Raw genomic sequence first — 19,361 nt, 5'->3', positions numbered from 1 at the left:
CTCACCACAGCCTGTCGATGGTCCCCGGGTAGAGGGGGACACGAATGCCGGTGAAGGCCGCGCGGACCTGGTCCGCGCGGCCTTCGTCGTGTGCGGCGCCGGTGGGGCGCGCGGGGAACGCCCCGAGCACCGTCTTGCCGAGGCCCGGGTCGTCCGTGGCAAGGGGGTCGGCGGGGGTGCCGCCGACCAGGACCGTGCCGGGCAGCACCTCGAAGCCGGCCGCCTCGTAGAACGGGACCAGCTCCCGGTCGCAGCTGAACAGCGCCAGGTCCACCGCCGGATCGGCGGCGAGCCCCGCGCGGGCCGCCGTCACCAGCCGCAGCCCGTACCCGCGCCCCCGTACGTCGGCCCGGGTGACCACCGCGCTCAGCCCGGCCGCGCGGTACGTACGCCCGTCAGCGAGCCGGACCGGCTTGTGGAGCAGCGCCAGGGAGGCGGCGACCCGGCCGTCGGCGTCCAGGAGCAGCACCGCGAGCGGGGCGAGCGCCTGGTCGTGCCCGGGGGAAGACCCGGGCCACGCCTGCGCCTCCAGACCCGCCACCTGCTCGGCGAGCCCGGAGGGCAGGACCTCGTACCTCTCGATCCGCACTACGGGATCAGCGCCCCCGCGCCGCCGACCCGGACCCGGGAGTCGCCGGAGCGCAGCTCGACGGTGAGGACGCCCGGGCGGCCCATGTCGGCGCCCTGGTGGAGGGTGAGGACCGCGTCGGCCGGGACCAGGCCGACCTCGCGGGCGTACGCCCCGAAGGCGGCCGCGGCCGCGCCGGTCGCCGGGTCCTCGACGACGCCGCCGACCGGGAAGGGGTTGCGCACGTGGAACTCCGCCGGGCCCGCCCGGTACACGAGCTGCGCGGTGACCAGGTCGAGGCGCCGCATCAGCGCCTCCAGCCGGGCGAAGTCGTAGTCCAGGTCCGCGAGCCGGGCCCGGGTGGCGGCGCCCAGCACCAGGTGGCGGGCTCCGGCGTAGGCGATCCGCGGCGGGAACAGCGGGTCCAGGTCGGCGGCCGGCCAGTCCAGCGCGGCCAGGGCCTCGGCGAGGTCGGCCGGGTCCAGGTCCTCGGTGTGCGGTTCGACGCTGGTCAGGGTGGCGCGCAGCCCGCCGCCGGCCTCCCGGGTCACCGACACCGGCACGGTGCCCGCCCGGGTCGCGAACAGCAGCTCGCCGGGGCCGATCCGCTCGCCGAGCGCGACGGCGGTGGCCACGGTGGCGTGCCCGCAGAAGGGGACCTCCACCTTCGGGCTGAAGTAGCGCACGGAGAAGGCCCTGCCCCGCTCCCCGCCCAGGTCCTCGGGCGGGGCGGTGAGGAAGGCCGTCTCGCTGTAGCCCGCCTCGGCGGCGATCGCCAGCATGGCCGCCTCGTCCAGACCGCTCGCGTCGAGCACGACCCCGGCCGGGTTCCCGCCCTGCGGATCGTCGGAGAAGGCGGTGTAGTGCAGCACTTCGATAGTCATGATCGCCACAACCCCGGCTTCCGGGCGGGCATTCCCCGGGGCGGTACGGGACCGGCCGCGCCCGGCGTACGAGGGCGGCCGCGCCCGGCGTACGGGACCGGCCGCGCTCCCGTACGGGATCAGCCGCGCCCGATGTACGGCATCGCGGTCGCCATCACCGTCGCGAACTGCACGTTGGCCCCCAGCGGGAGCTCCGCCATGTGCAGCACCGTGCGCGCCACGTCGGCCGCGTCCATGACGGGCTCCACCGCGAGCTGCCCGTTGGCCTGCATGATCCCGGTCTGCATCCGCTCGGTCATCTCGGTGGCCGCGTTGCCGATGTCGATCTGGCCGCACGCGATCCCGTACGGCCGTCCGTCCAGCGACAGGGACTTCGTCAGGCCGGTCATGGCGTGCTTGGTCGCGGTGTAGGCGATCGAGTTCGGCCGGGGCACGTGCGCGGAGATGGAGCCGTTGTTGATGATGCGGCCGCCCTGCGGGTCCTGGGCCTTCATCACCCGGAAGGCCGCCTGCGCGCAGAGGAAGGAGCCGGTGAGGTTGACGTCGACCACCGAGCGCCAGGCCTCGTAGGAGATGTCCTCCAGCGGGACTCCGGCCGGGCCGAAGGTGCCCGCGTTGTTGAAGAGCAGGTCGAGGCGCCCGTAGCGCTCGCGAACGGCCCCGAACAGCGATGCCACGTCGTCCGGATCGCTCACGTCGGCCGGGACGCACAGCACTTCGGCGTCCGGGTGGGCGGCCCTCGCGGCCTCGGCGGCCTCTTCCAGCGGCCCGGTCCTGCGGCCGGCCAGCGCCACCGCCCATCCGGCGGCGGCCAGCGTGAGGGCCACGGAGCGGCCGATCCCGGATCCGGCTCCGGTCACTACGGCGATCTGCTTCACACGTGCGTTCATGGGGCCGCAGGTTACGTCACACGGGCAGCCCGTCCCCGAACGTTCCGATTGCTGAGAGCATGGGGCGGCAGGGGTGCTGAGATATGACGATAGGACTGGAGTTTCCGTATGCCGGAGAGAGGCCCCGCGACCGCGCCCTCGAAGACAGCGCCCTCGAAAGAAGCGTCGCTCTCGACCCCCTCCCCTTCCCCTTCCGCCGCCCTCACCGCACCCCTGACGGCCGCCCGCCGGACGGGACTGCTCGTCACCTTCATCCTCGGCGGGCTCACCGCGCTCCCCCCGCTGTCCATGGACATGTACCTGCCGGCGCTGCCGACGGTGACCACCGCCCTGAACAGCCCGGCCGCCACCGTCCAGCTCACCCTCACCGCCTGCCTCGCGGGCATGGCCCTGGGCCAGCTGGTGATCGGCCCGATGAGCGACAAGTGGGGCCGCCGTCGCCCCCTGCTCATCGGCATGGTCGTCTACGTCCTCGCCACCGCCATCTGCGCCTTCGCCCCGACCGTCGAGCTGCTGATCGCATTCCGTTTGCTGCAGGGCCTGGCCGGCGCGGCCGCGATCGTGATCGCGCGGGCCGTCGTACGCGATCTGTACGACGGGGTCGAGATGGCCCGGTTCTTCTCCACCCTGATGCTCATATCCGGCGTGGCGCCGATCATCGCCCCGCTCATCGGCGGCCAGGTGCTGCGCTTCGCCGACTGGCGCGGGGTGTTCTTCGTCCTCACCGTCGTGGGGACCCTGCTGACCCTCCTGGTCTGGCGCAAGCTCGACGAGACGCTGCCGCCCGAGCGGCGCCAGACCGGCGGCGTCGGCGCCGCGCTGCGGACCATGCGCGGGCTGTTCGCCGACCGGGTCTTCGCCGGGTACACGCTGGCCGGCGGGTTCGCCTTCGCCGCGCTGTTCGCGTACATCTCGGCCTCGCCGTTCGTCGTGCAGGAGATCTACGGCGCTTCGGCCCAGACCTTCAGCCTCCTGTTCGGCGTCAACTCCCTCGGCCTGATCGCGGTGGGCCAGATCAACGGCAAGCTGCTGGTCGGCCGGGTCAGCCTGGACAAGGTGCTGGGGTACGGGCTCGCGGTCATCATGGCCGCCTCGGCCGCCCTGCTCCTCATGACCGCGGGGGTCTTCGGCGAGGTCGGGCTCTTCGCGATCTGCGCCGGGCTGTTCGTCCTGATGTCCGCGATGGGCCTGGTCCTGCCGAACACCAACGCGCAGGCCCTGATGCGCGCCCCGCACGCGGCCGGCTCGGCCTCCGCCCTGCTCGGCACCTCCTCCTTCCTGGTCGGAGCCATCGCCTCCCCCCTGGTCGGCATCGCGGGCGAGGACACGGCGGTACCGATGGCCGTGGTCCAGGCGGCCTGCTCCCTCCTCGCGGTCCTGTGCTTCGCCGTCCTGTGCCGCCCCTGGCGCACCGGCACCACGGTCAGCACGGCGCCCTGACCGTCCGGGGCCGGGCCCGGCCTTCGAGGCCGGGCCCGGCCCCGTAAACTTGGCGGGTGAACGACTCCGCCACCACCACCGCCGAAACCCTGCGCAGCGCCCTCGCGGGCCTGCTCGAAGGCCTCCCGCAGAAGCAGGCCACGGCCTCCGTGGAGCGGCTGATCGCCAACTACCGCGGCGAGATCCCGACCGACACGCCCGTCCTGCGCAACCGCGCCGACGTGGCCGCGTACGCGGCGTACCGGATGCCCGCCACCTTCGAGGCCGTACGGTCCGCCCTGGACGGGCTCGCCGAGGCGGCCCCGGGCTGGTCCCCGGCCTCGCACGTGGACGTGGGCGGCGGCACCGGCGCGGCGGCCTGGGCGGCCGACTCCGTCTGGGGCGGGCCCCGCGAGACGGCCGTACTGGACTGGGCGGACCCGGCGCTGGTCCTCGGCAAGGAGCTGGCCGCGGCCTCCTCCTCCCCCACGCTGCGGGCCGCCGAGTGGCGGCGGACCGTCATCGGGACCGGGCTGACGGTCCCCGCGGCGGACCTGGTGACGGTCTCCTACGTCCTGGGCGAACTGACCCCGGAGGCCCGCCGCGAGGTCGTCGCCGAGGCGGCGCGGGCCGGTCAGGCCGTGGTGGTGGTCGAGCCGGGCACGCCGGAGGGGTACCTGCGCATCCGTGAGGCCCGCGACCAGCTGATCGAGGCCGGGCTGCGGGTCGCGGCCCCGTGCCCGCACGACGGGACCTGCCCGATCGAGGTCGGCAAGGACTGGTGCCACTTCTCGGCCCGGGTCAGCCGGTCCTCCCTGCACCGGCAGATCAAGGGCGGCTCCCTCCCCTACGAGGACGAGAAGTTCAGCTACGTGGCCGCCACCCGCTTCCCGGTGGAGCCGGCCGCCTCCCGGATCACGCGCAGGCCGCAGATCCGCAAGGGGCTGGTCCTGCTGGAGCTGTGCGGACCCGAGTCCGAGGGGCAGACCCGGGTCAACGTGACCAAGCGGCACGGAGACCTGTACAAGGCGGCGCGCGACGCCGACTGGGGCCAGGAATGGCCGCCTCCGCAGGGGGCCTGAGACCGCAGAGGGCCTGAGACCGCAGGTGGCCTGAGCCCGCTGCGGGCTCAGGCCCGTCGGACCCGCCGCCGGCTAGGGCCTCAGCTCCTGCGTGCAGCACTTCACGCTGCCGCCGCCCTTGAGCAGCTCCCCCAGATCCATCGGGACCGGCTCGAACCCCCGCGCCCGCAGGGGTGCGAAGAGTCCGGTCGCCTCCTGCGGGAGCAGCACGTGCCGGCCGTCCGAGACCGCGTTGAGCCCGAGGGCGGCCGCGTCCTGGGCCTCGGCGATCAGCGCGTCGGGGAAGAGCCGGCGCAGGACCGCCCGGCTGCCCTCGGAGAAGGCGTCCGGGTAGTACATGACCTCGTCGCCGTCGAGCACGGACAGGGCCGTGTCCAGGTGGTAGTAGCGCGGGTCGACCAGGTCGAGACCGATGACCGGGCGGCCGAAGAACTCCTGGGCCTCGTCGTGCGAGAGCGGGCTGGAGCGGAAGCCCCGGCCGGCCAGGATGTAGGTGGCGGTGACGGCGAAGTCTCCCTCGCCCTCGTTGACGTGGGACGGCTCGTGGACGTCCTGGAAGCCGTGGCCGCGGAACCAGTCGAGGTGGATCTCCGCCTCGGCGGCCCGCTCGGGGTAGGCGAACCGCGCGCCCAGCACCTTGCCGTCGACGACGAGGGCGCCGTTCGCCGCGAAGACCATGTCCGGCAGACCGCGGTCGGGGACGAGGGTCTCGACGGTGTGGCCGAGGGCCAGGTAGCGGTCGCGGAGGTCCTCCCACTGGGCCATGGCCAGGGGCAGGTCCACCGGTTTCGTGGGGTCCATCCACGGGTTGATGGAGTACGTGACCTTGAAGTGCGCGGGTGGGCACATCAGGTAACGCCGGGGTGTGGCGTCTCTGCGCAATGAAGGCTCCTCACGGTGATGAGAAGAGAATCGTCCCTCCTCGGCGGGAACCGCGCAGTGAACTGATTGGGTGGTTTCCCGAACGGCTGAAAGACGAGTGGTTCGAGGTTGATAAGTTGCCGAAATGAGCTCCAGCCCCCTCCCCGATCCCGGTACCGCCCCCCGGACCCCGGACGCCACCCGCCGCAGCGACCGCTCACGGCGGGCCATCCTGGACGCGGCGCTCGACCTGGTGGGGGAGGTCGGCTACAACAAGCTGACCATCGAGGCCATCGCCGCCCGCGCCGGAGTCGGCAAGCAGACCATCTACCGCTGGTGGCCGTCGAAGGCCGCGGTCCTGCTGGACGCCTCGCTCGCGCTCGCCGGGGACGCACAGCCGGAGGGGACTTGGGGCTTCCCCGACACCGGGGACCTGGCCGCCGACCTGAAGTCCGTCATGCGGGCGACGGTGGACGAGTTCGCCGACGAGCGGTACTCGGCCCCCGTACGCGCCCTGACGGCGGCCGGCGCCACCGATCCCGAGCTCGGGGCACGCTTCACCGAGCGGCTGCTGGAGCCCCAGCTCGCGCTGTACGAGGAGCGGTTGCGGTCGGCCCGCGAGGCCGGGCAGCTCCCGCCGGACACCGATCTGCGGCTGACCGTGGAGATGCTGGTCGGACCGCTGACGTACCGCTGGCTGATGCGCACGGCGCCGCTCACGCACGCGTACGCGGACGCGCTGGTGGACTCGGTGCTGGGCGGAGCCGGGGCGGGACCCGGGGTGGGATAAGTCATGAGCCCCTGACGGCCGAGAACATATGGTCGGTTTCTGTGGTTATGTGGGAGTCCTGTTCGGGGGGTGCGGTCACCCGGCGCACAGGATGGTGGGAACATGTGAGGGTCTGCCGGGGCAACGGTGTAGGTGAGGGGATAGATGGGGTCTGAGTCGGGCCGCGTCAAACGCGGCGAGCAGAGCAGGATTTCCCAGTGGCTGCGCCGCAAGCCCAAACCCGACGCCGCGGACCCCGCACGAGAACGCGAAGCCCTGCTGCTGGCCGTCGCCGCGGCGGGTCTGCCGATCTCGCCCGCCGCGCATCCCGCCGGCTACCGGTGTTCGTGCGACCGGATCGGCTGTCCGACGCCCGCACGCCACCCCGTCTCCTTCGCCTGGCAGACGCAGTCCACGACGGACCGCGCACAGGTCGAACGCTGGGCCCGCAACCAGCCCGCAGCCAACTTCATCACCGCGACGGGCATGGTCCACGACGTCCTGGACGTCCCCCTGGAGGCCGGACACAGCGCGCTGGAACGCCTGCTGGCCGCCGGCATCGAGGTCGGCCCGGTCGCCGAATCGGGCGGTACGGGCGACCAGGCCCGGATGCTCTTCTTCACCGCGACCCGGGGCACGCCCGAGGACGAGGACGAGTGGTGGCCCTGCGAACTGGACTGCCACCCCGAGACGATGGACGAGCACCCCGGGCTGCGCTGGCACTGCCGCGGCAGCTACGTACTGGTGCCGCCGGCCGCACTGCCGGGTGACCTCTCGGTGGCCTGGCTCCGCGGCATGGAGCATCCGCTCGTCGATCCGCTGACCCTGCTGGAAACCCTCACGGACGCGTGCGCCACGTACGCCGGCGCCTCCGACCAGACCCCCGCCACGGTCGCCTGGCCCCTGGGCCGCTGACGCCCCGGCGCCTACCCGGCGCCTAGGACGCGGAGCTCCGCACCGAGGACCGGGGCACGGAACCGGGGCCCGCCGGGTCGGCGCCCTCGCGCGCGCCGGGCCCGCCGCCCCGGCGGAGGCTGAGCAGGGTCCCCAGTGCGGCCGCCGCGAGGATCAGCCCGGCCGCGCCCAGCGTCGTCCCGTCCGGGGAGGTCAGCGACTGACCGCGCAGCGCCTGCCAGGTCAGCAGGGCCAGTACCGCCCCGTACACCGCGCCCGCGACCAGCACCAGGCGCAGCCGCACCCGCTCCTCGTTCAGCACGGCGAACCGCGCGGCGAGGGCGGCCAGAACCAGGACGAACAGCGGCAGCAGCTGGAGTGCGTGCATCCCCACGAAGTGCGGGACGCGCAGGTCGCCGCCGGTGGTGGACCAGCCGGTGAGCGGCATGCCGGGGCCGCCGTCCGGCACTCCCACGGCGTGCCCGCCCACGATCGGGGCCCCGTCGTCACCGACCGCGCGCTGCGCGGCCGTCGGCTGGGTCATCAGGAAGCCGAGCCCGGCGCCGGCCAGCGCCAGGGTCGCGGCGATCCGGATCGACCAGGTGGTGGCCCGGTCCGCGATCCGGGCCCGGAACAGCAGGACGGCGATCACCAGCGCCCCCAGCCACAGCACCACGATGCTCCCGGCCATGATCTCGTACAGCCGTGCGTCGAAGGGTGTGGCGTAGTTGAAGTGACTCTGCCTGCCGCGGAAGGCCTGTGCGGTGATGAGCACCATCTCCACACCGCTGGCCGCCGCCACCACCGTGCCCGCCCACCACGCGGGCCGGGCGAGCCGGGGCCGGGCCCGTTCGAGCAGGGAGATCATCCAGGCCAGGCTCAGGGCGTAGCCGGTGAGCGAGACGGCGAACTTGAGGGGTTTGGACCAGATCGGGGCGCCCACCAGAGTCCGGGCGTCAACGAGCAGGCCGATGGCGGAACCGGCCGCCCATAAGGCCATCGAGGCGGCGAGCACCATCAGCGGACGGTGCCAGGCACGCGGAAACACGAGCGGCATTTCTCTACCCCCGAAATCCAAATGGATAATGGCACTCGCCGCTATCCGGTAGTGCCACTATCTATGATGGACACGGCACACACAAGGGGCCCAGGGACGGACGGAAGCGAAGATGCGCATCGGAGAGCTGAGCGCGCGGACCGGGGTACCGGTACCGACGATCAAGTACTACCTACGGGAGGGCCTGCTCCCGGCCGGCCTGCTCAGCAGCCCCAACCAGGCGCGCTACGACGAGACGCACGAGCGCAGGCTGCGCCTGATCCGCGGCCTCCTGGAGGTGGGGAAGCTCCCCGTGGCGGCCATCGGGGAAGTGATCCGCGCCATCGACGACAAGGAGCGGTCGGTCCACGAGATGCTCGGCTCGGTGGCGGACGCGCTGGTTCCCGAGCACAGCGGGACGCCCGACGCCGAGACCGAGCTCGCGCGGGCGAAGGTGGCCGGGATCATCGAGCGGCGCGGCTGGCACGCGGACGCGGACACCCCCGCGGGCGAGGCACTGGCCGCCGCACTGGCCGCACTGGAGCGGGCCGGTCACGGAGCCTTCACGGAGGTGCTCGACGCGTACGCGGAGGCGGCCGAGCTGGCGGCCGGCGCAGACCTCGCCTACACGACGCACGCGGTGGCGCGGGAGGACCTGGTCGAATCGGTCGCGGTCGGCACGGTCCTGGGCGACGCGATGTTCGCAGCACTGCGCAGACTGGCCCAGGTGGACGCCTCGTCCCGGACCTACGGAACGAACTGACGACACCGGCCCACCCCACCCCCAGCCCAGCCCAGCCCAGGCCGGTGACGGGGGCGGGGTGGGGTGTCGGCCTGGACGTAGAGCGTGATTTGTGGCGCAGGTACACCCCACACCCTGTCGGAGTTCAGGAGGGGGCGCCTAAATCATGCAGTCCAGGCCGACACCCCACCCCGCCCCCGGCACCGGCCCCCGTCCGCAGCCAGACCAGACCCGGTCAGTGGATCTGCGTGACGACCACATCAAGGGACCAGCCCTTGCCCGGCTTCACAGGCGCCTCGGCCTCCACCATGAAGTCCAGGTCGCGCAAGGCCGTCACGAGTTCCGCCGGGGACTCCGGAACCGCGCCCGCCGACAGGAGGTCGCGGACCAGGCGGCCCTTGGTGGCCTTGTTGAAGTGGCTCACCACCGACCGCTTCTCCACCCCGTCGACCATCTGGGAGTGCAGGACCCGCACCGTCGCCGTGCGCCCCGCCACCTCCCCCTTGGGCTTCCACGCGGAGGCGTACGCCGAGGACCGCAGGTCCAGGACCAGGCCCTCCCCCGCCGCCTCCGGCATCACCGAAGCCATCGGTTCACGCCAGAACGCGCCCAGCGCCCCCAGCCCCGGCAGCTTCACGCCCATCGAGCAGCGATAGGAGGGAATGCGGTCCGCGACCGAGACCGCCCCCCACAGACCCGAGAAGACCAGCAGGGACTCCGCGGCCAGGGCCGCCGCCTCCGGCGCGAGGGTCGACAGGCCCAAAGCGTCGTAGAGCACGCCCGTGTAGATCTCGCCCGCCGGGCGGGCGACCGCAGTCAGCAGCTCCGTGTTCTTGGCGACCTCACCGCGCAGGCCCTCGCTCAGGCCGAGCACCTCGCGGGCCTTCAGCTCGTCGCCCACGCACAGCTCGACCAGCTCCTCCAGCACCGCGGCGCGGGCCGCGGCCAGCCCCGGCAGCGAGAGCGTCTCCGGCTTCAGCGGTGCGCCGGAGCCGCCGGCGGCCTTTCCTTCGGACGGCGGCAGCAGCACGAGCACGGTGGTTCTCCTTCGACGGGCACGGCACAACGGCGGGGGTGCGGCCCCCGACCAGGGTAGTCGGCTCGCCGTGCCGCCCGGGCCCGCCGGCCTCCGCCTTGCGATGTACGGCACCAGACACCGCTCCCTGATCCGGCCCGATCGGCAGGACACCCCCTAGGCTCGGCTCATGCCACGCCGTCATATGATCATGACCGGCGCAGACGGGGCTGCCCTGCGGGCCGCGCTGCGTGAACTGCGGACGAAGCTGGAGGTGCCGGAGGAGTTCCCGGCGCCCGTACTCGCCGAGGCCGAGCGGGCGGTGCAGAGCCCCCTCCTGCCGGACTTCGACGCCACCGACATCCCCTTCTTCACGATCGATCCACCGACCTCGCGCGATCTGGACCAGGCCATGCACCTGGCGAAGCGCGCCTCCGGCGGTTACCGGGTCCACTACGCCATCGCCGACGTCGCCGCCTACGTCACCCCCGGCGGCGCCCTCGACGCCGAGGCCCACCGCCGGGTCACCACCCTCTACTTCCCCGACGAGAAGGTCCCCCTGCACCCGGCCGTGCTCTCGGAGGGCGCCGCCAGCCTGCTCCCCGACCAGACCTGCCCGGCCCTGCTGTGGCGGCTCGACCTGGATGCCGAGGGCCGGGTGGAGGGCACCGATGTCCGCCGTGCGCTCGTGCGCAGCCGGGCCAAACTCGACTACGACGGCGTCCAGAAGGCCATCGACACCGGCACCGCCGAGGAGCCGCTGGCCCTGCTGAAGGACATCGGGCGGCTGCGCGAGGCCTTGGAGGCGGAGCGCGGGGGGATCTCGCTGAACGTGCCCGAGCAGGAGATCGTCGAGCAGGAGGGCTCGTACAGCCTGGCCTACCGGGCTCCGCTCCCGGCCGACGGCTGGAACGCGCAGATCTCCCTGATGACCGGCATGGCCGCCGCCGAGCTGATGCTCGCCGCCGGGGCCGGGATCCTGCGGACCCTGCCGACCGCCCCCGACGGAGCCGTCGGGCGGCTGCGCCGGGCGGCGAAGGCCCTGCGGATCGACTGGCCGCACCACGTCCCGTACGCGGAGCTCGTGCGCGGGCTCGATCCGCACCGGCCGGCCCACGCCGCCTTCCTCCAGGAGTGCACGGCCCTGCTGCGCGGCGCCGGCTACACGGTCTTCACCGGCGGCCGGACCCCGGACCCCGTCCTGCACGCCGCGGTCGCGGCCCCGTACGCCCATTGCACCGCACCGCTGCGCCGGCTCGTCGACCGGTACACGGGCGAGCTGTGCGTGGCGGCCGTCGCCGGGACGGAGCCCCCCGGGTGGGCGCTGGAGGCGCTCGACGCCCTGCCGAAGGAGATGTCGGACGGGACCCGGCTGGCGAACTCGGCGGAGCGGGAGTCCGTGGACCTGGTGGAGGCGGCGCTGCTCAAGGACCGCGTCGGGGAGACCTTCGAGGCCACGGTCATCGACGTCAAGGACCACGAGCCGCTGGTCGGCACGGTCCACCTGGAGGAGCCGGCGGTGATCGGCCGCGTGGAGTCCACCTCGGCGGAGCTGCCGCTGGGCGACCGGATCAGGGTGCGGCTGACGGAGGCCGACCCGGGTCGGGCGAAGGTGCTCTTCGCACCGGTCTAGCCGGGTGCGGCGCCGGCGCCTCCCGGCCCGCCTGCCGGGGCCGGGGCCGCGGCCCCGGCCGGGATCCGCTCCCGGACCGCTCTGGCCATCGAGCCTCGTGACCTGCCATCATCGGCCGACCGCGCGGCATCACCGGCCGCGCAACAGCGGGGGGAGGGCCCGGACATGGGCTCGGTCGAGACCTTCGACGTACGCGCGATGCCTGCCGCCGCCCCGGGCCGCCGGTCGGCGCGCCGCCGCCGGCCGGCCGCCGCACTGCGGCCGCTCATCATCAACTACACGGGGTTCCACACCGAGTTCGCTGCCCCGAGGCGCCGCCTGGAGCTGCCCACCGGCTGCGTGACGCTGGTCTTCAGCTTCTCCGAGGGCCTGTGGGTCTCCCGTACGGAGGACCTCGCCGCGACCCAGCTGCGGCCCGCCGCCCGGGCCATGATCAGCGGCCCGCGCACGGTGCCGGCGGTCGGGGTGCACGCGGGGGTGGTGCACGGGCTGGAGGTGAACATGACCCCGCAGGGCTGCTACCGGCTGTTCGGCATCCCGATGTGGCACTTCGAGGACGCCCACGTGGATCTGGTGGACGTGCTCGGAGCGCAGGGCCGCCACCTCACCGAACGGCTGCGGGCGCTTCCCTCGTGGACGGAGCGCTTCGCCCTGCTGGACCAGTTGTTCTGCGCCCGCCTCGACCGCGGCCCCTCCCCCGCGCCCGAGGTCGACGGAGCCCTCTCCGGGCTCTGGGCGAACACCCGCTCCCTGACCCGGGTGAGCGCCGCGACGGGGTGGAGCGCCCGTACCGTACGGGCCCGGTTCCGCGAGCAGGTGGGCCTGTCGCCCAAGGCCATGGCCCGGGTGTTCCGCTTGCAGCACGCCCTGCGGATGCTGGCGGCGGGAACGGCGGCCGCACAGGTGGCGGCGGCGTGCGGCTACCACGACCAGGCACACCTGAGCCGCGAGGTGAAGGCGATGACGGGACTGCCCCCGTCCCGGTTCGTCCTGCTGCGGGGCGGCCTGGCGCCCGGTTCGGTGCTGGACCGGATGGCGGGCCGGGTCAGCAGCGTGATGCTGTCCGGCTAGGCGGGATCGCGGTCGGGATCGCGGTCCGGGGCGCGCCTCGGATCGCGGTCCGGGGCGCAGCCCGGGGCGCGCCTCGGATCGCACCCCGGGCCGCGGCCGGACCGCGCCGTCCGGCGGCGGCTCCCCCGCTGGATTCCGCCGGACCCCGCCGACGGGCGTCGGCTCCCGTCGACGGGCGGTTCACCCACCCCGGGCTGGGGACCCCCGTACCTCAGCCCGTGAGCGAGCGCGCCGACCCATGGTCCTGCGCTTGGAGCCTGCCGCCGTGACGGCATCGCGACTCCTCCCTCTTCCGCCCCGCCCACCGGCTCCGATACTCAGTCGGCTAGACGCTTTGCGTCGAGCGATCGAGCGCCGAACCATCTAGTGGGCTAGACGGCTGGACGAAGATACGCCGTGGCACGCATGCCCTGTCAAGGTCCTGCGGGGCGCCCCGGGGCCAATATGGCGTGGGTCACATTCCACGGGGTCCGCTAGCTGGGTAGACGCAGTTCATTGCACTGTGTGGTGAAAGCCATCTAGGCAGGTAGATAATGTCGGTGATGATTTAGTACTGGACCATTGAGATCCAGCCGTAGACGGGAGCAGTGACGGTGATGGGTGAGGAGACCCCCACCGACCGGCGGGACACCATGGGTGACCGCCTCGGCTTCTTGATCGAGACGATCCATCCGGCGGGCCGCGGGCCGTACACGTACCAAGAGATCGCCGAGGGCACCAAGAAGCTGTCCGGGCCCTCCGTCTCGCACGGCACGGTCCAGACCATCCGCCTGAACAACAACCCGAACCCGGGCATCGACTCGATCCGCGCGATCGCCAACTTCTTCGGCGTCACCGTCGGGTACCTGGCCGACGGCGAGAACGCCCAGGCGATCGAGCACCGGATCGAGGAGCGGATCGCGCGGCTGCGCGAGGAGATGGGCAAGGCCGCCGCGGCCGACGAGTTCGCCCAGGTCCTGGAGGACGAGCAAGTCAAGGCCGCGGCCTTCCGCCTCAGCGGGCTGTCCGCCGGATCCATGCGGTCCGTCACCGGCCTGATCAAGCAGCTCCGCAAGGCCGAAGGGCTTCCGGATGTGAAGCCCCGGCGCCGGCGCAGCAAGGACGCCTGAGGCGCGAATCAGCCACGCGCCTCGCCCGGTCAGCCATATTCCGGCCACCGATACGTCCTCAGCGAGCCCCTGCTGCGCTTCCGGTTACTCTCAGATCCGATCGGGTGTGCGGACTGTTCGATGACGGGCGGGGAGGGCGACCATGCGCTGGTGGAAGCGCGCCGACGCGGAGTGCGCCGCCGTCGCGGACCGGCTCGTCATCCCCCGGCCGTTCGACCTGGAAGCCTTCTGCGAGGGCATAGCCGCGCAGCGCGGCCGGCCGCTGATCCTGCTGCCCCTCGACGGACCGCCCGACCCGGCGCTGCCCTGCGGGATCTGGCTCGGACTCGATGTCGCCGACCTCGTCTTCTACGACGCCGTCGCGGCCGAGATCCTCAAGGTGCAGATCGTCCTCCACGAGATCTCGCACATGCTGCTCGGCCACGTCGCCCCCGAACTCGACATCCCCGAACAGGCGTCGGAGCGGGAGATCGCCCGGGCCTCCGAACACTTCCAGCGCCTGCTGACCCGTACGCACACGGCCGTCTCCGGACTCGACCGCCCCGAGCTGCCCGTCGCCTCGATCATCCGCACCGAGGCGGCCCGGATCAGGAACGTGGCGCGCAGGACCGAATCGATCGACGAGGAACTCGGCCTCGACATCGACCGCCTGGCGCACCTCATGGGGCGGAGCAAGTTCGCCAGCCCGCAGGAGCGGCAGGCCGAGACCCTGGCCACGCTCATCCACGAGCGGGCCGGCCGCTACAACACGACGCAGTCGACCTCCAGTGACAGTGAGGCCGAGGACCGTCTCGTACGCCTCCATGACGCCCTCGGGCACCCCGTTCGAAACACGTGGTCGTGAAGTGAAGCAGCTCGAAATCGCCATCCTGGCCATGCTCTGGTCGGTGACGCTCTGGCGCGCCCCGTCAGCCGTCCGGTCGGTCAAACAGCGGGCCCTGTGGACGGCGTTCGCCGCCCTGACCGTCTCCATGACGCTCCGTCTCCCCGGCGTGATGCGCACCCTGGACGCCGGGGCGGGGGTCAACAACCTCTCCACCCTCTTCAAGCACTGGCTGGGCATGATCGCGGCCGGCGCGGTCGTCGACTTCGTCGTCGCCATCGCGCGCCCGGAGACCGGCCGCCGGCTGCGGGCCCGGCACTACGCCGCCCTGACCGCGATGACGGCGATGGGGGTGCTCTTCGTCTTCTTCGTCCCGCGGGCCCACGAGATGACCGACTTCTTCGAGGAGACCGCGGGCAACGGCTGGGCCACGGTCTACTACCTCCTGTTCATCGTCTACCTCGGCATCGCCATGGCCACCGCCACCTGGCTCTTCTGGGGCAGCGCCCGGCACGCCAGCGCCCTGTGGCTGCGGACCGGCGTCCGCCTCATGGGCATCGGAACCGCCGTCGGCGTCCTCTACACCCTGCTGCGGGCCGGGTACATCGCGAGCCGCCTCGCGGGCCTCACGGACGGCACCAGCGACATCGCGGTCGACAACGTCACCGACGCCCTGAAGTACCTGGCGATCGGCTTCATCCTCATCGGGAGCAGCATCCCCGCCTTCGGCGTGGCCTGGCGCACCGTCCAGGACGGCCGCCACCACCGCCGGCTCCAGCCGCTCTGGCAGGACCTGACCGCGGTCACCCCCGACATCGTCCTGAAGACCGGACTCCTGCGCAGCCCGCGCCTGCGGCTGTACCGGCGGGTGATCGAGATCCGCGACGCCGCCCTGACCCTGGACGCGTACACCGCCCCCGAGGTCCGCGAGCGCGCGGACCGCGCCGCCCTGGAGGCGGGGTTCGACCCGGCGACGAGCCCGGCGGCCGAGGCCCTGCGGATGCGGGCGGCCCGCGAGGGCAAGGCCCGCGGGGTCCTGCCGCTCCACGGCACCCAGGAGCCGACGGCCACCGTCGGCATCGACGAACTCGACTTCTCCGCCGAAGTACTGCGGCTCATCCAGCTCGCGCGGATCTACCACTCCGCCGTGGCCGACGAATTCCTCACCGCGACCAGCCAGGAGGCCACGGCGTGACCGCCACGCTCACCCAGCCCACCGGGTCCCGATCCGCCCGCCTGATCACCGACGGGCTCGATCCCAAGACCTGGATCATCGCCGACACCCTCCTGATCGGCTGGCACACCGCCGGCCTCGCCGGGATCGGGTGGGGACTCCTGGGCTGCCTGTTCTCCGCCGTCATCCCGCTGGCCTTCATCAAGTACGGCATCCGGCGCGGCCGCTGGGCCGACCGGCACGTCGGCCAGCGCCAACAGCGCATCGTCGTGATGGTGTTCATCATCGGCTCGGTCGCCACCGGCATCCTGCTGATGGCGCTCCTCGGCTCGCCCCGCACGATGATCGCGCTGATCGCGGCCATGCTGGCCACCCTCGCGGCCCTGCTCGCCGTGACCCCCGTCTGGAAGATCAGCGTGCACGCGGCCGTCTCCTCCGGGAGCGTCGCCATGCTCGCCCTGACCTACGGGCCCTGGCTGCTGCTCGCCTACCCGCTGGTCGCCCTCGTCGGCTGGTCCCGGGTCGAGCTGAAGGACCACACCCTCGCCCAGGTCCTCGCGGGCACCGCGGTGGGCGCGGCCGTGGCGGCCACCACCTTCGCGCTGGTGCGCTAGCCGGACCCGGCGGGGCAGCCGTTTCCTCACCGTGCCGTTTCCTCACCGCGCCGTTCTCCCACCGTGCCGATTTCCGGCCGTGCCGTTTTCGACAAGACAGGCGCGCACCGGCTTGTCACGCTCGGCGCACACGGCCGTCACTGCGGCAGCCCGTCACGGGGGTGCGGGCTGCCGCAGTGCGTCGACCAGCGCACGGGGCTCGTCCGCGTGGAAGCGGACGACGCGGGCTTCGGCGCGAGCGCCGAGCGGACGGCGGAAGGCGAGCGGGCGGAGCAGTTCCACGGTGACCGTGGTCTGGCTGCCGACGATCAGGTCGAGCACCCCGTCCTCGGAGAGGGAGACGAGCCGTCCCTCGGGGTAGCGGCGGTCCACCCGGACCGAGGCCACCGCGTCCGGCGGGACGGTCAGGTCGAAGAGGGCTCCGTAGCGGATCCGCAGGGTCCCGTCGGGGCTCACGACGTGCGGCCGGGTGACGCAGGCGGCGTGCAGCCCGAGCATCAGCACCACCCCGTACACGTCGAGGACGAGCACCACGCGGTGGACGGCCGGCCAGGGGATCAGGAAGGCCAGCGCCACCGTCTCGATCAGCGACACGAACACCAGCCCGTACATCATGGCCGTCTGCGGTCCGGTGTACGGGGCTGCGTGGTCCCCGGGCCGCACCCCGTGCGGCGGCCGGCGCAGCACCCACCGGGCCAACGAGGCGGACGCGCGCAGCTCGTGGAGCACGAGGCGGCGTACGGTCACGGGGACCACGGCCCGTACGGCCTCGCGGCGGGCCGTGCGGGGGTCGGCGCCGCGGGCGCGGGCGGCGGCGTACAGGAAGTACAGGACGCCGGCCTCCAGGAGGAGGACCCCGAGCACCATCACCTCGACGACGGCGAGGGCCCAGCCGGGCGGGCGGACCCCGGCGGCCAGGCACACCAGCAGTGCCAGCTCCACGGGGAGCACGGCGGCCACCCCGGTCCGTGCCGCGCGTATCGCGCTCATTCCCGTCCCCTGTCCGTCTGTGTGGCCCGCGTGCCCGTGAAGGCTTCCATCACCCGGCGGACGACCTCCGCCTGCGCCGGGGCGTACTCGGCGAGCAGGGCCTCCAGGAAGCCCGGCGCCGCCTGCGGCCCGCCGCCGCCCGGTCCTGCCACCGCGGCGAACGCCTCGGCCGGCACCGCGGCCACCAGTTCCGCGGCGAGCGGCCCGATCCGGGCGTCGTCCCCGTCCGCGTCGGCGAGCTCGTCGAGCCGCTCGTACAGCGCGAGCACGGCCGGATCGGCGGCGACCGTGCCGAGTACGGCGTAGAGCTCCTCCCCCACGGCGCCCGAGGCGTCGAGCAGGCTCAGGTGCTCGCGGTCGAGCGCGGCGGACGGCGAGGCCGTCGCGGGCGCCTTGGCGAGCAGCTCCGCGAGCGCGGGCGAGACCGGCTCGACCTCCCCGGGCGGGGCCGCGAGCAGGACGGCGAGGCGCCGTCTGCGCTCGGCCAGTTCGGCCTGCTGGCGGGCGAGGTCGGCGTCGAGCTCGGCCAGTACCTCGGCGAGCTCGCGCCCCGCGTCGTCCGCGAGCACGTCGCGCACCTCGTCGAGGCTCAGCCCGAGCTCGGTCAGCCGGCGCACCCGGGCCAGCCGGACGGCGTCGCGCACGCTGTAGGCGCGGTAGCCGTTGGGGCGCCGGTCCGGCTCGGGGAGCAGGCCGACGTGGTGGTAGTGCCGGATCGCCCGGGTGGTGACCCCGACGAGCGCGGCGATCTCTCCGATCCGCATGGGTTCCAGTAGAAACCCTGCCGCTGCGTCAAGGTCAAGCCGTGATGACGCAGCCGGTAGCATGGTCGGCACGACAGACGAGTCGGCCGGGCGGCCGCGTCGGGATCTCCGGATCCCGCCGAGGAACGTCCGGGCTCCACAGGGCAGGGTGGTGGCTAACGGCCACCCGGGGTGACCCGCGGGACAGTGCCACAGAAAACAGACCGCCTGGGGCTTCGGCCCCCGGTAAGGGTGAAACGGTGGTGTAAGAGACCACCAGCGCCTGAGGCGACTCAGGCGGCTAGGTAAACCCCACCCGGAGCAAGGTCAAGAGGGGTCGTCTCCGGACGACCCTGCGCGAACGTTCGAGGGCTGCCCGCCCGAGTTCGCGGGTAGACCGCACGAGGCCGGCGGCAACGCCGGTCCTAGATGGATGGCCGTCTCCCCGGCGACCGCGAGGTCACCGGGCGACAGAACCCGGCGTACAGGCCGGCTCGTCTGTCGGCGAACCGCCCCCGCACACCCGTTCGTTCGGGGCGGGGGCTTCGTCGTACCGGTGCCTGCGCTCAGGCCTCCCAGTGGACCCCGTAGCGGGGCCGGTAGGGCTCGATGACCGTGTCGGGGTCGTGGAGCGCGGCGCGGCAGGCGGCACGGGCCCGTGCGCGGGCGGCGCGCTCCGCGAGGTGGGCGGCCTCGGAGAGGGAACCGGCGAAGGCGCAGCAGTACCTCCAGCTGTCGAAGGCGCGCCGGACCTCCCGCGGCTGCGGGCGCCGGCCCTCCTTCGCCGCGGTGCGGAGCTCGGCGGCGGAGTACCGCAGGCTGCGCAGGTCGACCCGGCGCCAGGGACCGCCGTACGGATGCCAGGCGAGGGCGTCGCGCTGCTCGCGCCGCTGTACGGCGAACCGGGTGCGCGCGGGGGGAATGTGGTGGGCGGTGCGGGACAAGGAGAGCCTCCAGCCGCACCCCAGGGCCTTCCTGGGGGTGCTACCGGAAGCCGGACGGGTAACGCGGCACGGGCGGCTCCCTCCTGCGGTCCTCACGCTG

At 73.1% G+C, this 19,361-nt stretch carries 19 protein-coding genes, 1 other RNA gene and 1 pseudogene; 12 read left to right on the top strand and 9 right to left on the bottom strand.

The annotated features are described in order from the left end of the window. Position 1: 1 nt before the first annotated feature. From OHA37_RS27635 to OHA37_RS27625, 3 genes are all read right to left on the bottom strand, one after another. Complete coding sequence (locus OHA37_RS27635) at positions 2–589, bottom strand: GNAT family N-acetyltransferase (RefSeq protein ID WP_266909271.1); 588 nt, start codon at positions 587–589, stop codon at positions 2–4. Beyond that, on the bottom strand, positions 589–1,452 hold the full coding sequence (locus OHA37_RS27630) for a PhzF family phenazine biosynthesis protein (RefSeq protein ID WP_266909270.1): 864 nt from the start codon (positions 1,450–1,452) through the stop codon (positions 589–591). Before OHA37_RS27630 ends, OHA37_RS27635 begins: the two co-directional genes overlap by 1 nt. A gap of 119 nt (positions 1,453–1,571) precedes the next feature. Beyond that, positions 1,572–2,342 carry an SDR family oxidoreductase gene (locus tag OHA37_RS27625; RefSeq protein WP_266909269.1) on the bottom strand — a complete coding sequence of 257 codons (771 nt, stop codon included), beginning with the start codon at positions 2,340–2,342 and terminating at the stop codon, positions 1,572–1,574. A 108-nt stretch (positions 2,343–2,450) separates the two neighbouring features. On the opposite strand from OHA37_RS27625, the gene OHA37_RS27620 reads away from it, so the two are divergent. Both OHA37_RS27620 and OHA37_RS27615 read left to right on the top strand, forming a co-directional pair. Then, on the top strand, positions 2,451–3,782 hold the full coding sequence (locus OHA37_RS27620; RefSeq protein ID WP_266909268.1) for a Bcr/CflA family multidrug efflux MFS transporter: 1,332 nt from the start codon (positions 2,451–2,453) through the stop codon (positions 3,780–3,782). A 56-nt stretch (positions 3,783–3,838) separates the two neighbouring features. Continuing rightward, positions 3,839–4,843 (top strand): small ribosomal subunit Rsm22 family protein, encoded by a 1,005-nt coding sequence (locus tag OHA37_RS27615; protein WP_266909267.1) that lies wholly within the window; start codon positions 3,839–3,841, stop codon positions 4,841–4,843. Positions 4,844–4,915: 72 nt separating this feature from the next. Here the strand turns inward: OHA37_RS27615 and ddaH are convergent. After that, positions 4,916–5,752: pseudogene (gene ddaH / locus OHA37_RS27610) on the bottom strand (dimethylargininase); the annotation flags it as partial. Between the two features lie 97 nt (positions 5,753–5,849). Here ddaH and OHA37_RS27605 point away from each other — a divergent pair. After that, the gene (locus OHA37_RS27605) at positions 5,850–6,494 is read left to right on the top strand and encodes a TetR/AcrR family transcriptional regulator (RefSeq protein ID WP_266909265.1); all 645 of its coding nucleotides are present in this window, start codon (positions 5,850–5,852) and stop codon (positions 6,492–6,494) included. 144 nt (positions 6,495–6,638) lie between these two features. After that, positions 6,639–7,388 (top strand): bifunctional DNA primase/polymerase, encoded by a 750-nt coding sequence (locus OHA37_RS27600; protein WP_266909264.1) that lies wholly within the window; start codon positions 6,639–6,641, stop codon positions 7,386–7,388. A 22-nt stretch (positions 7,389–7,410) separates the two neighbouring features. Here OHA37_RS27600 and OHA37_RS27595 read toward each other — a convergent pair whose 3' ends face one another. Then, the gene (locus tag OHA37_RS27595) at positions 7,411–8,424 is read right to left on the bottom strand and encodes a hypothetical protein (RefSeq protein ID WP_266909263.1); all 1,014 of its coding nucleotides are present in this window, start codon (positions 8,422–8,424) and stop codon (positions 7,411–7,413) included. Positions 8,425–8,536: 112 nt separating this feature from the next. Between OHA37_RS27595 and OHA37_RS27590 the strand changes: the two genes are divergently transcribed. Continuing rightward, positions 8,537–9,166 carry a MerR family transcriptional regulator gene (locus OHA37_RS27590; protein ID WP_266909262.1) on the top strand — a complete coding sequence of 210 codons (630 nt, stop codon included), beginning with the start codon at positions 8,537–8,539 and terminating at the stop codon, positions 9,164–9,166. Positions 9,167–9,380: 214 nt separating this feature from the next. Here OHA37_RS27590 and yaaA read toward each other — a convergent pair whose 3' ends face one another. Next, positions 9,381–10,181, bottom strand: a complete 801-nt coding sequence (gene yaaA / locus OHA37_RS27585; RefSeq protein ID WP_266909261.1) for a peroxide stress protein YaaA — start codon at positions 10,179–10,181, stop codon at positions 9,381–9,383. 169 nt (positions 10,182–10,350) lie between these two features. Here yaaA and OHA37_RS27580 point away from each other — a divergent pair, with 169 nt between their 5' ends. From OHA37_RS27580 to OHA37_RS27555, 6 genes are all read left to right on the top strand, one after another. After that, a complete protein-coding gene (locus OHA37_RS27580) occupies positions 10,351–11,793 on the top strand; it encodes an RNB domain-containing ribonuclease (RefSeq protein ID WP_266909260.1) in 1,443 nt (480 codons plus the stop codon). Between the two features lie 165 nt (positions 11,794–11,958). Next, entirely contained in the window at positions 11,959–12,864 is a 906-nt protein-coding gene (locus tag OHA37_RS27575; RefSeq protein ID WP_266909259.1) for a helix-turn-helix domain-containing protein, read from the top strand. Positions 12,865–13,460: 596 nt separating this feature from the next. Beyond that, on the top strand, positions 13,461–13,973 hold the full coding sequence (locus tag OHA37_RS27570; RefSeq protein WP_266909258.1) for an XRE family transcriptional regulator: 513 nt from the start codon (positions 13,461–13,463) through the stop codon (positions 13,971–13,973). A gap of 142 nt (positions 13,974–14,115) precedes the next feature. Beyond that, positions 14,116–14,817 (top strand): hypothetical protein, encoded by a 702-nt coding sequence (locus OHA37_RS27565; protein ID WP_266909257.1) that lies wholly within the window; start codon positions 14,116–14,118, stop codon positions 14,815–14,817. Between the two features lies 1 nt (position 14,818). Beyond that, on the top strand, positions 14,819–15,991 hold the full coding sequence (locus tag OHA37_RS27560; RefSeq protein WP_266909256.1) for an MAB_1171c family putative transporter: 1,173 nt from the start codon (positions 14,819–14,821) through the stop codon (positions 15,989–15,991). Beyond that, on the top strand, positions 15,988–16,584 hold the full coding sequence (locus OHA37_RS27555; RefSeq protein WP_266909255.1) for a hypothetical protein: 597 nt from the start codon (positions 15,988–15,990) through the stop codon (positions 16,582–16,584). Before OHA37_RS27560 ends, OHA37_RS27555 begins: the two co-directional genes overlap by 4 nt. 153 nt (positions 16,585–16,737) lie before the next feature. Here OHA37_RS27555 and OHA37_RS27550 read toward each other — a convergent pair whose 3' ends face one another. Together OHA37_RS27550 and OHA37_RS27545 are read right to left on the bottom strand one after the other, a co-directional pair. Continuing rightward, positions 16,738–17,574: a hypothetical protein gene (locus OHA37_RS27550; RefSeq protein WP_266909254.1), complete on the bottom strand. Its 837-nt coding sequence runs from the start codon at positions 17,572–17,574 to the stop codon at positions 16,738–16,740. Beyond that, on the bottom strand, positions 17,571–18,338 hold the full coding sequence (locus OHA37_RS27545; protein WP_266909253.1) for a MerR family transcriptional regulator: 768 nt from the start codon (positions 18,336–18,338) through the stop codon (positions 17,571–17,573). The genes OHA37_RS27550 and OHA37_RS27545 overlap by 4 nt, the downstream gene beginning before the upstream one ends. Before the next feature lie 78 nt (positions 18,339–18,416). On the opposite strand from OHA37_RS27545, the gene rnpB reads away from it, so the two are divergent. Then, positions 18,417–18,818, top strand: an RNA gene (gene rnpB, locus OHA37_RS27540) — RNase P RNA component class A. A 65-nt stretch (positions 18,819–18,883) separates the two neighbouring features. Here the strand turns inward: rnpB and OHA37_RS27535 are convergent. Further along, positions 18,884–19,261, bottom strand: a complete 378-nt coding sequence (locus OHA37_RS27535; protein WP_266909252.1) for a hypothetical protein — start codon at positions 19,259–19,261, stop codon at positions 18,884–18,886. Between the last annotated feature and the right edge of the window lie 100 nt (positions 19,262–19,361).

The organism is Streptomyces sp. NBC_00335 (assembly GCF_036127095.1).
GTDB lineage: Bacteria > Actinomycetota > Actinomycetes > Streptomycetales > Streptomycetaceae > Streptomyces.
Note: the sequence above shows the minus strand (reverse complement) of the source record. Positions and strands in the feature narration are given on the sequence as shown.

What these genes read in the sequence shown, in the direction of transcription:
- OHA37_RS27630 (WP_266909270.1), bottom strand. Translation starts at nt 1,452, where the DNA reads ATGACTATCGAAGTGCTGCACTACACCGCCTTCTCCGACGATCCGCAG.
- OHA37_RS27625 (WP_266909269.1), bottom strand. Translation starts at nt 2,342, where the DNA reads ATGAACGCACGTGTGAAGCAGATCGCCGTAGTGACCGGAGCCGGATCC.
- OHA37_RS27620 (WP_266909268.1), top strand. Translation starts at nt 2,451, where the DNA reads ATGCCGGAGAGAGGCCCCGCGACCGCGCCCTCGAAGACAGCGCCCTCG.
- OHA37_RS27605 (WP_266909265.1), top strand. Translation starts at nt 5,850, where the DNA reads ATGAGCTCCAGCCCCCTCCCCGATCCCGGTACCGCCCCCCGGACCCCG.
- OHA37_RS27600 (WP_266909264.1), top strand. Translation starts at nt 6,639, where the DNA reads ATGGGGTCTGAGTCGGGCCGCGTCAAACGCGGCGAGCAGAGCAGGATT.
- OHA37_RS27595 (WP_266909263.1), bottom strand. Translation starts at nt 8,424, where the DNA reads ATGCCGCTCGTGTTTCCGCGTGCCTGGCACCGTCCGCTGATGGTGCTC.
- OHA37_RS27590 (WP_266909262.1), top strand. Translation starts at nt 8,537, where the DNA reads ATGCGCATCGGAGAGCTGAGCGCGCGGACCGGGGTACCGGTACCGACG.
- OHA37_RS27580 (WP_266909260.1), top strand. Translation starts at nt 10,351, where the DNA reads ATGCCACGCCGTCATATGATCATGACCGGCGCAGACGGGGCTGCCCTG.
- OHA37_RS27575 (WP_266909259.1), top strand. Translation starts at nt 11,959, where the DNA reads ATGGGCTCGGTCGAGACCTTCGACGTACGCGCGATGCCTGCCGCCGCC.
- OHA37_RS27570 (WP_266909258.1), top strand. Translation starts at nt 13,461, where the DNA reads ATGGGTGAGGAGACCCCCACCGACCGGCGGGACACCATGGGTGACCGC.
- OHA37_RS27565 (WP_266909257.1), top strand. Translation starts at nt 14,116, where the DNA reads ATGCGCTGGTGGAAGCGCGCCGACGCGGAGTGCGCCGCCGTCGCGGAC.
- OHA37_RS27550 (WP_266909254.1), bottom strand. Translation starts at nt 17,574, where the DNA reads ATGAGCGCGATACGCGCGGCACGGACCGGGGTGGCCGCCGTGCTCCCC.
- OHA37_RS27545 (WP_266909253.1), bottom strand. Translation starts at nt 18,338, where the DNA reads ATGCGGATCGGAGAGATCGCCGCGCTCGTCGGGGTCACCACCCGGGCG.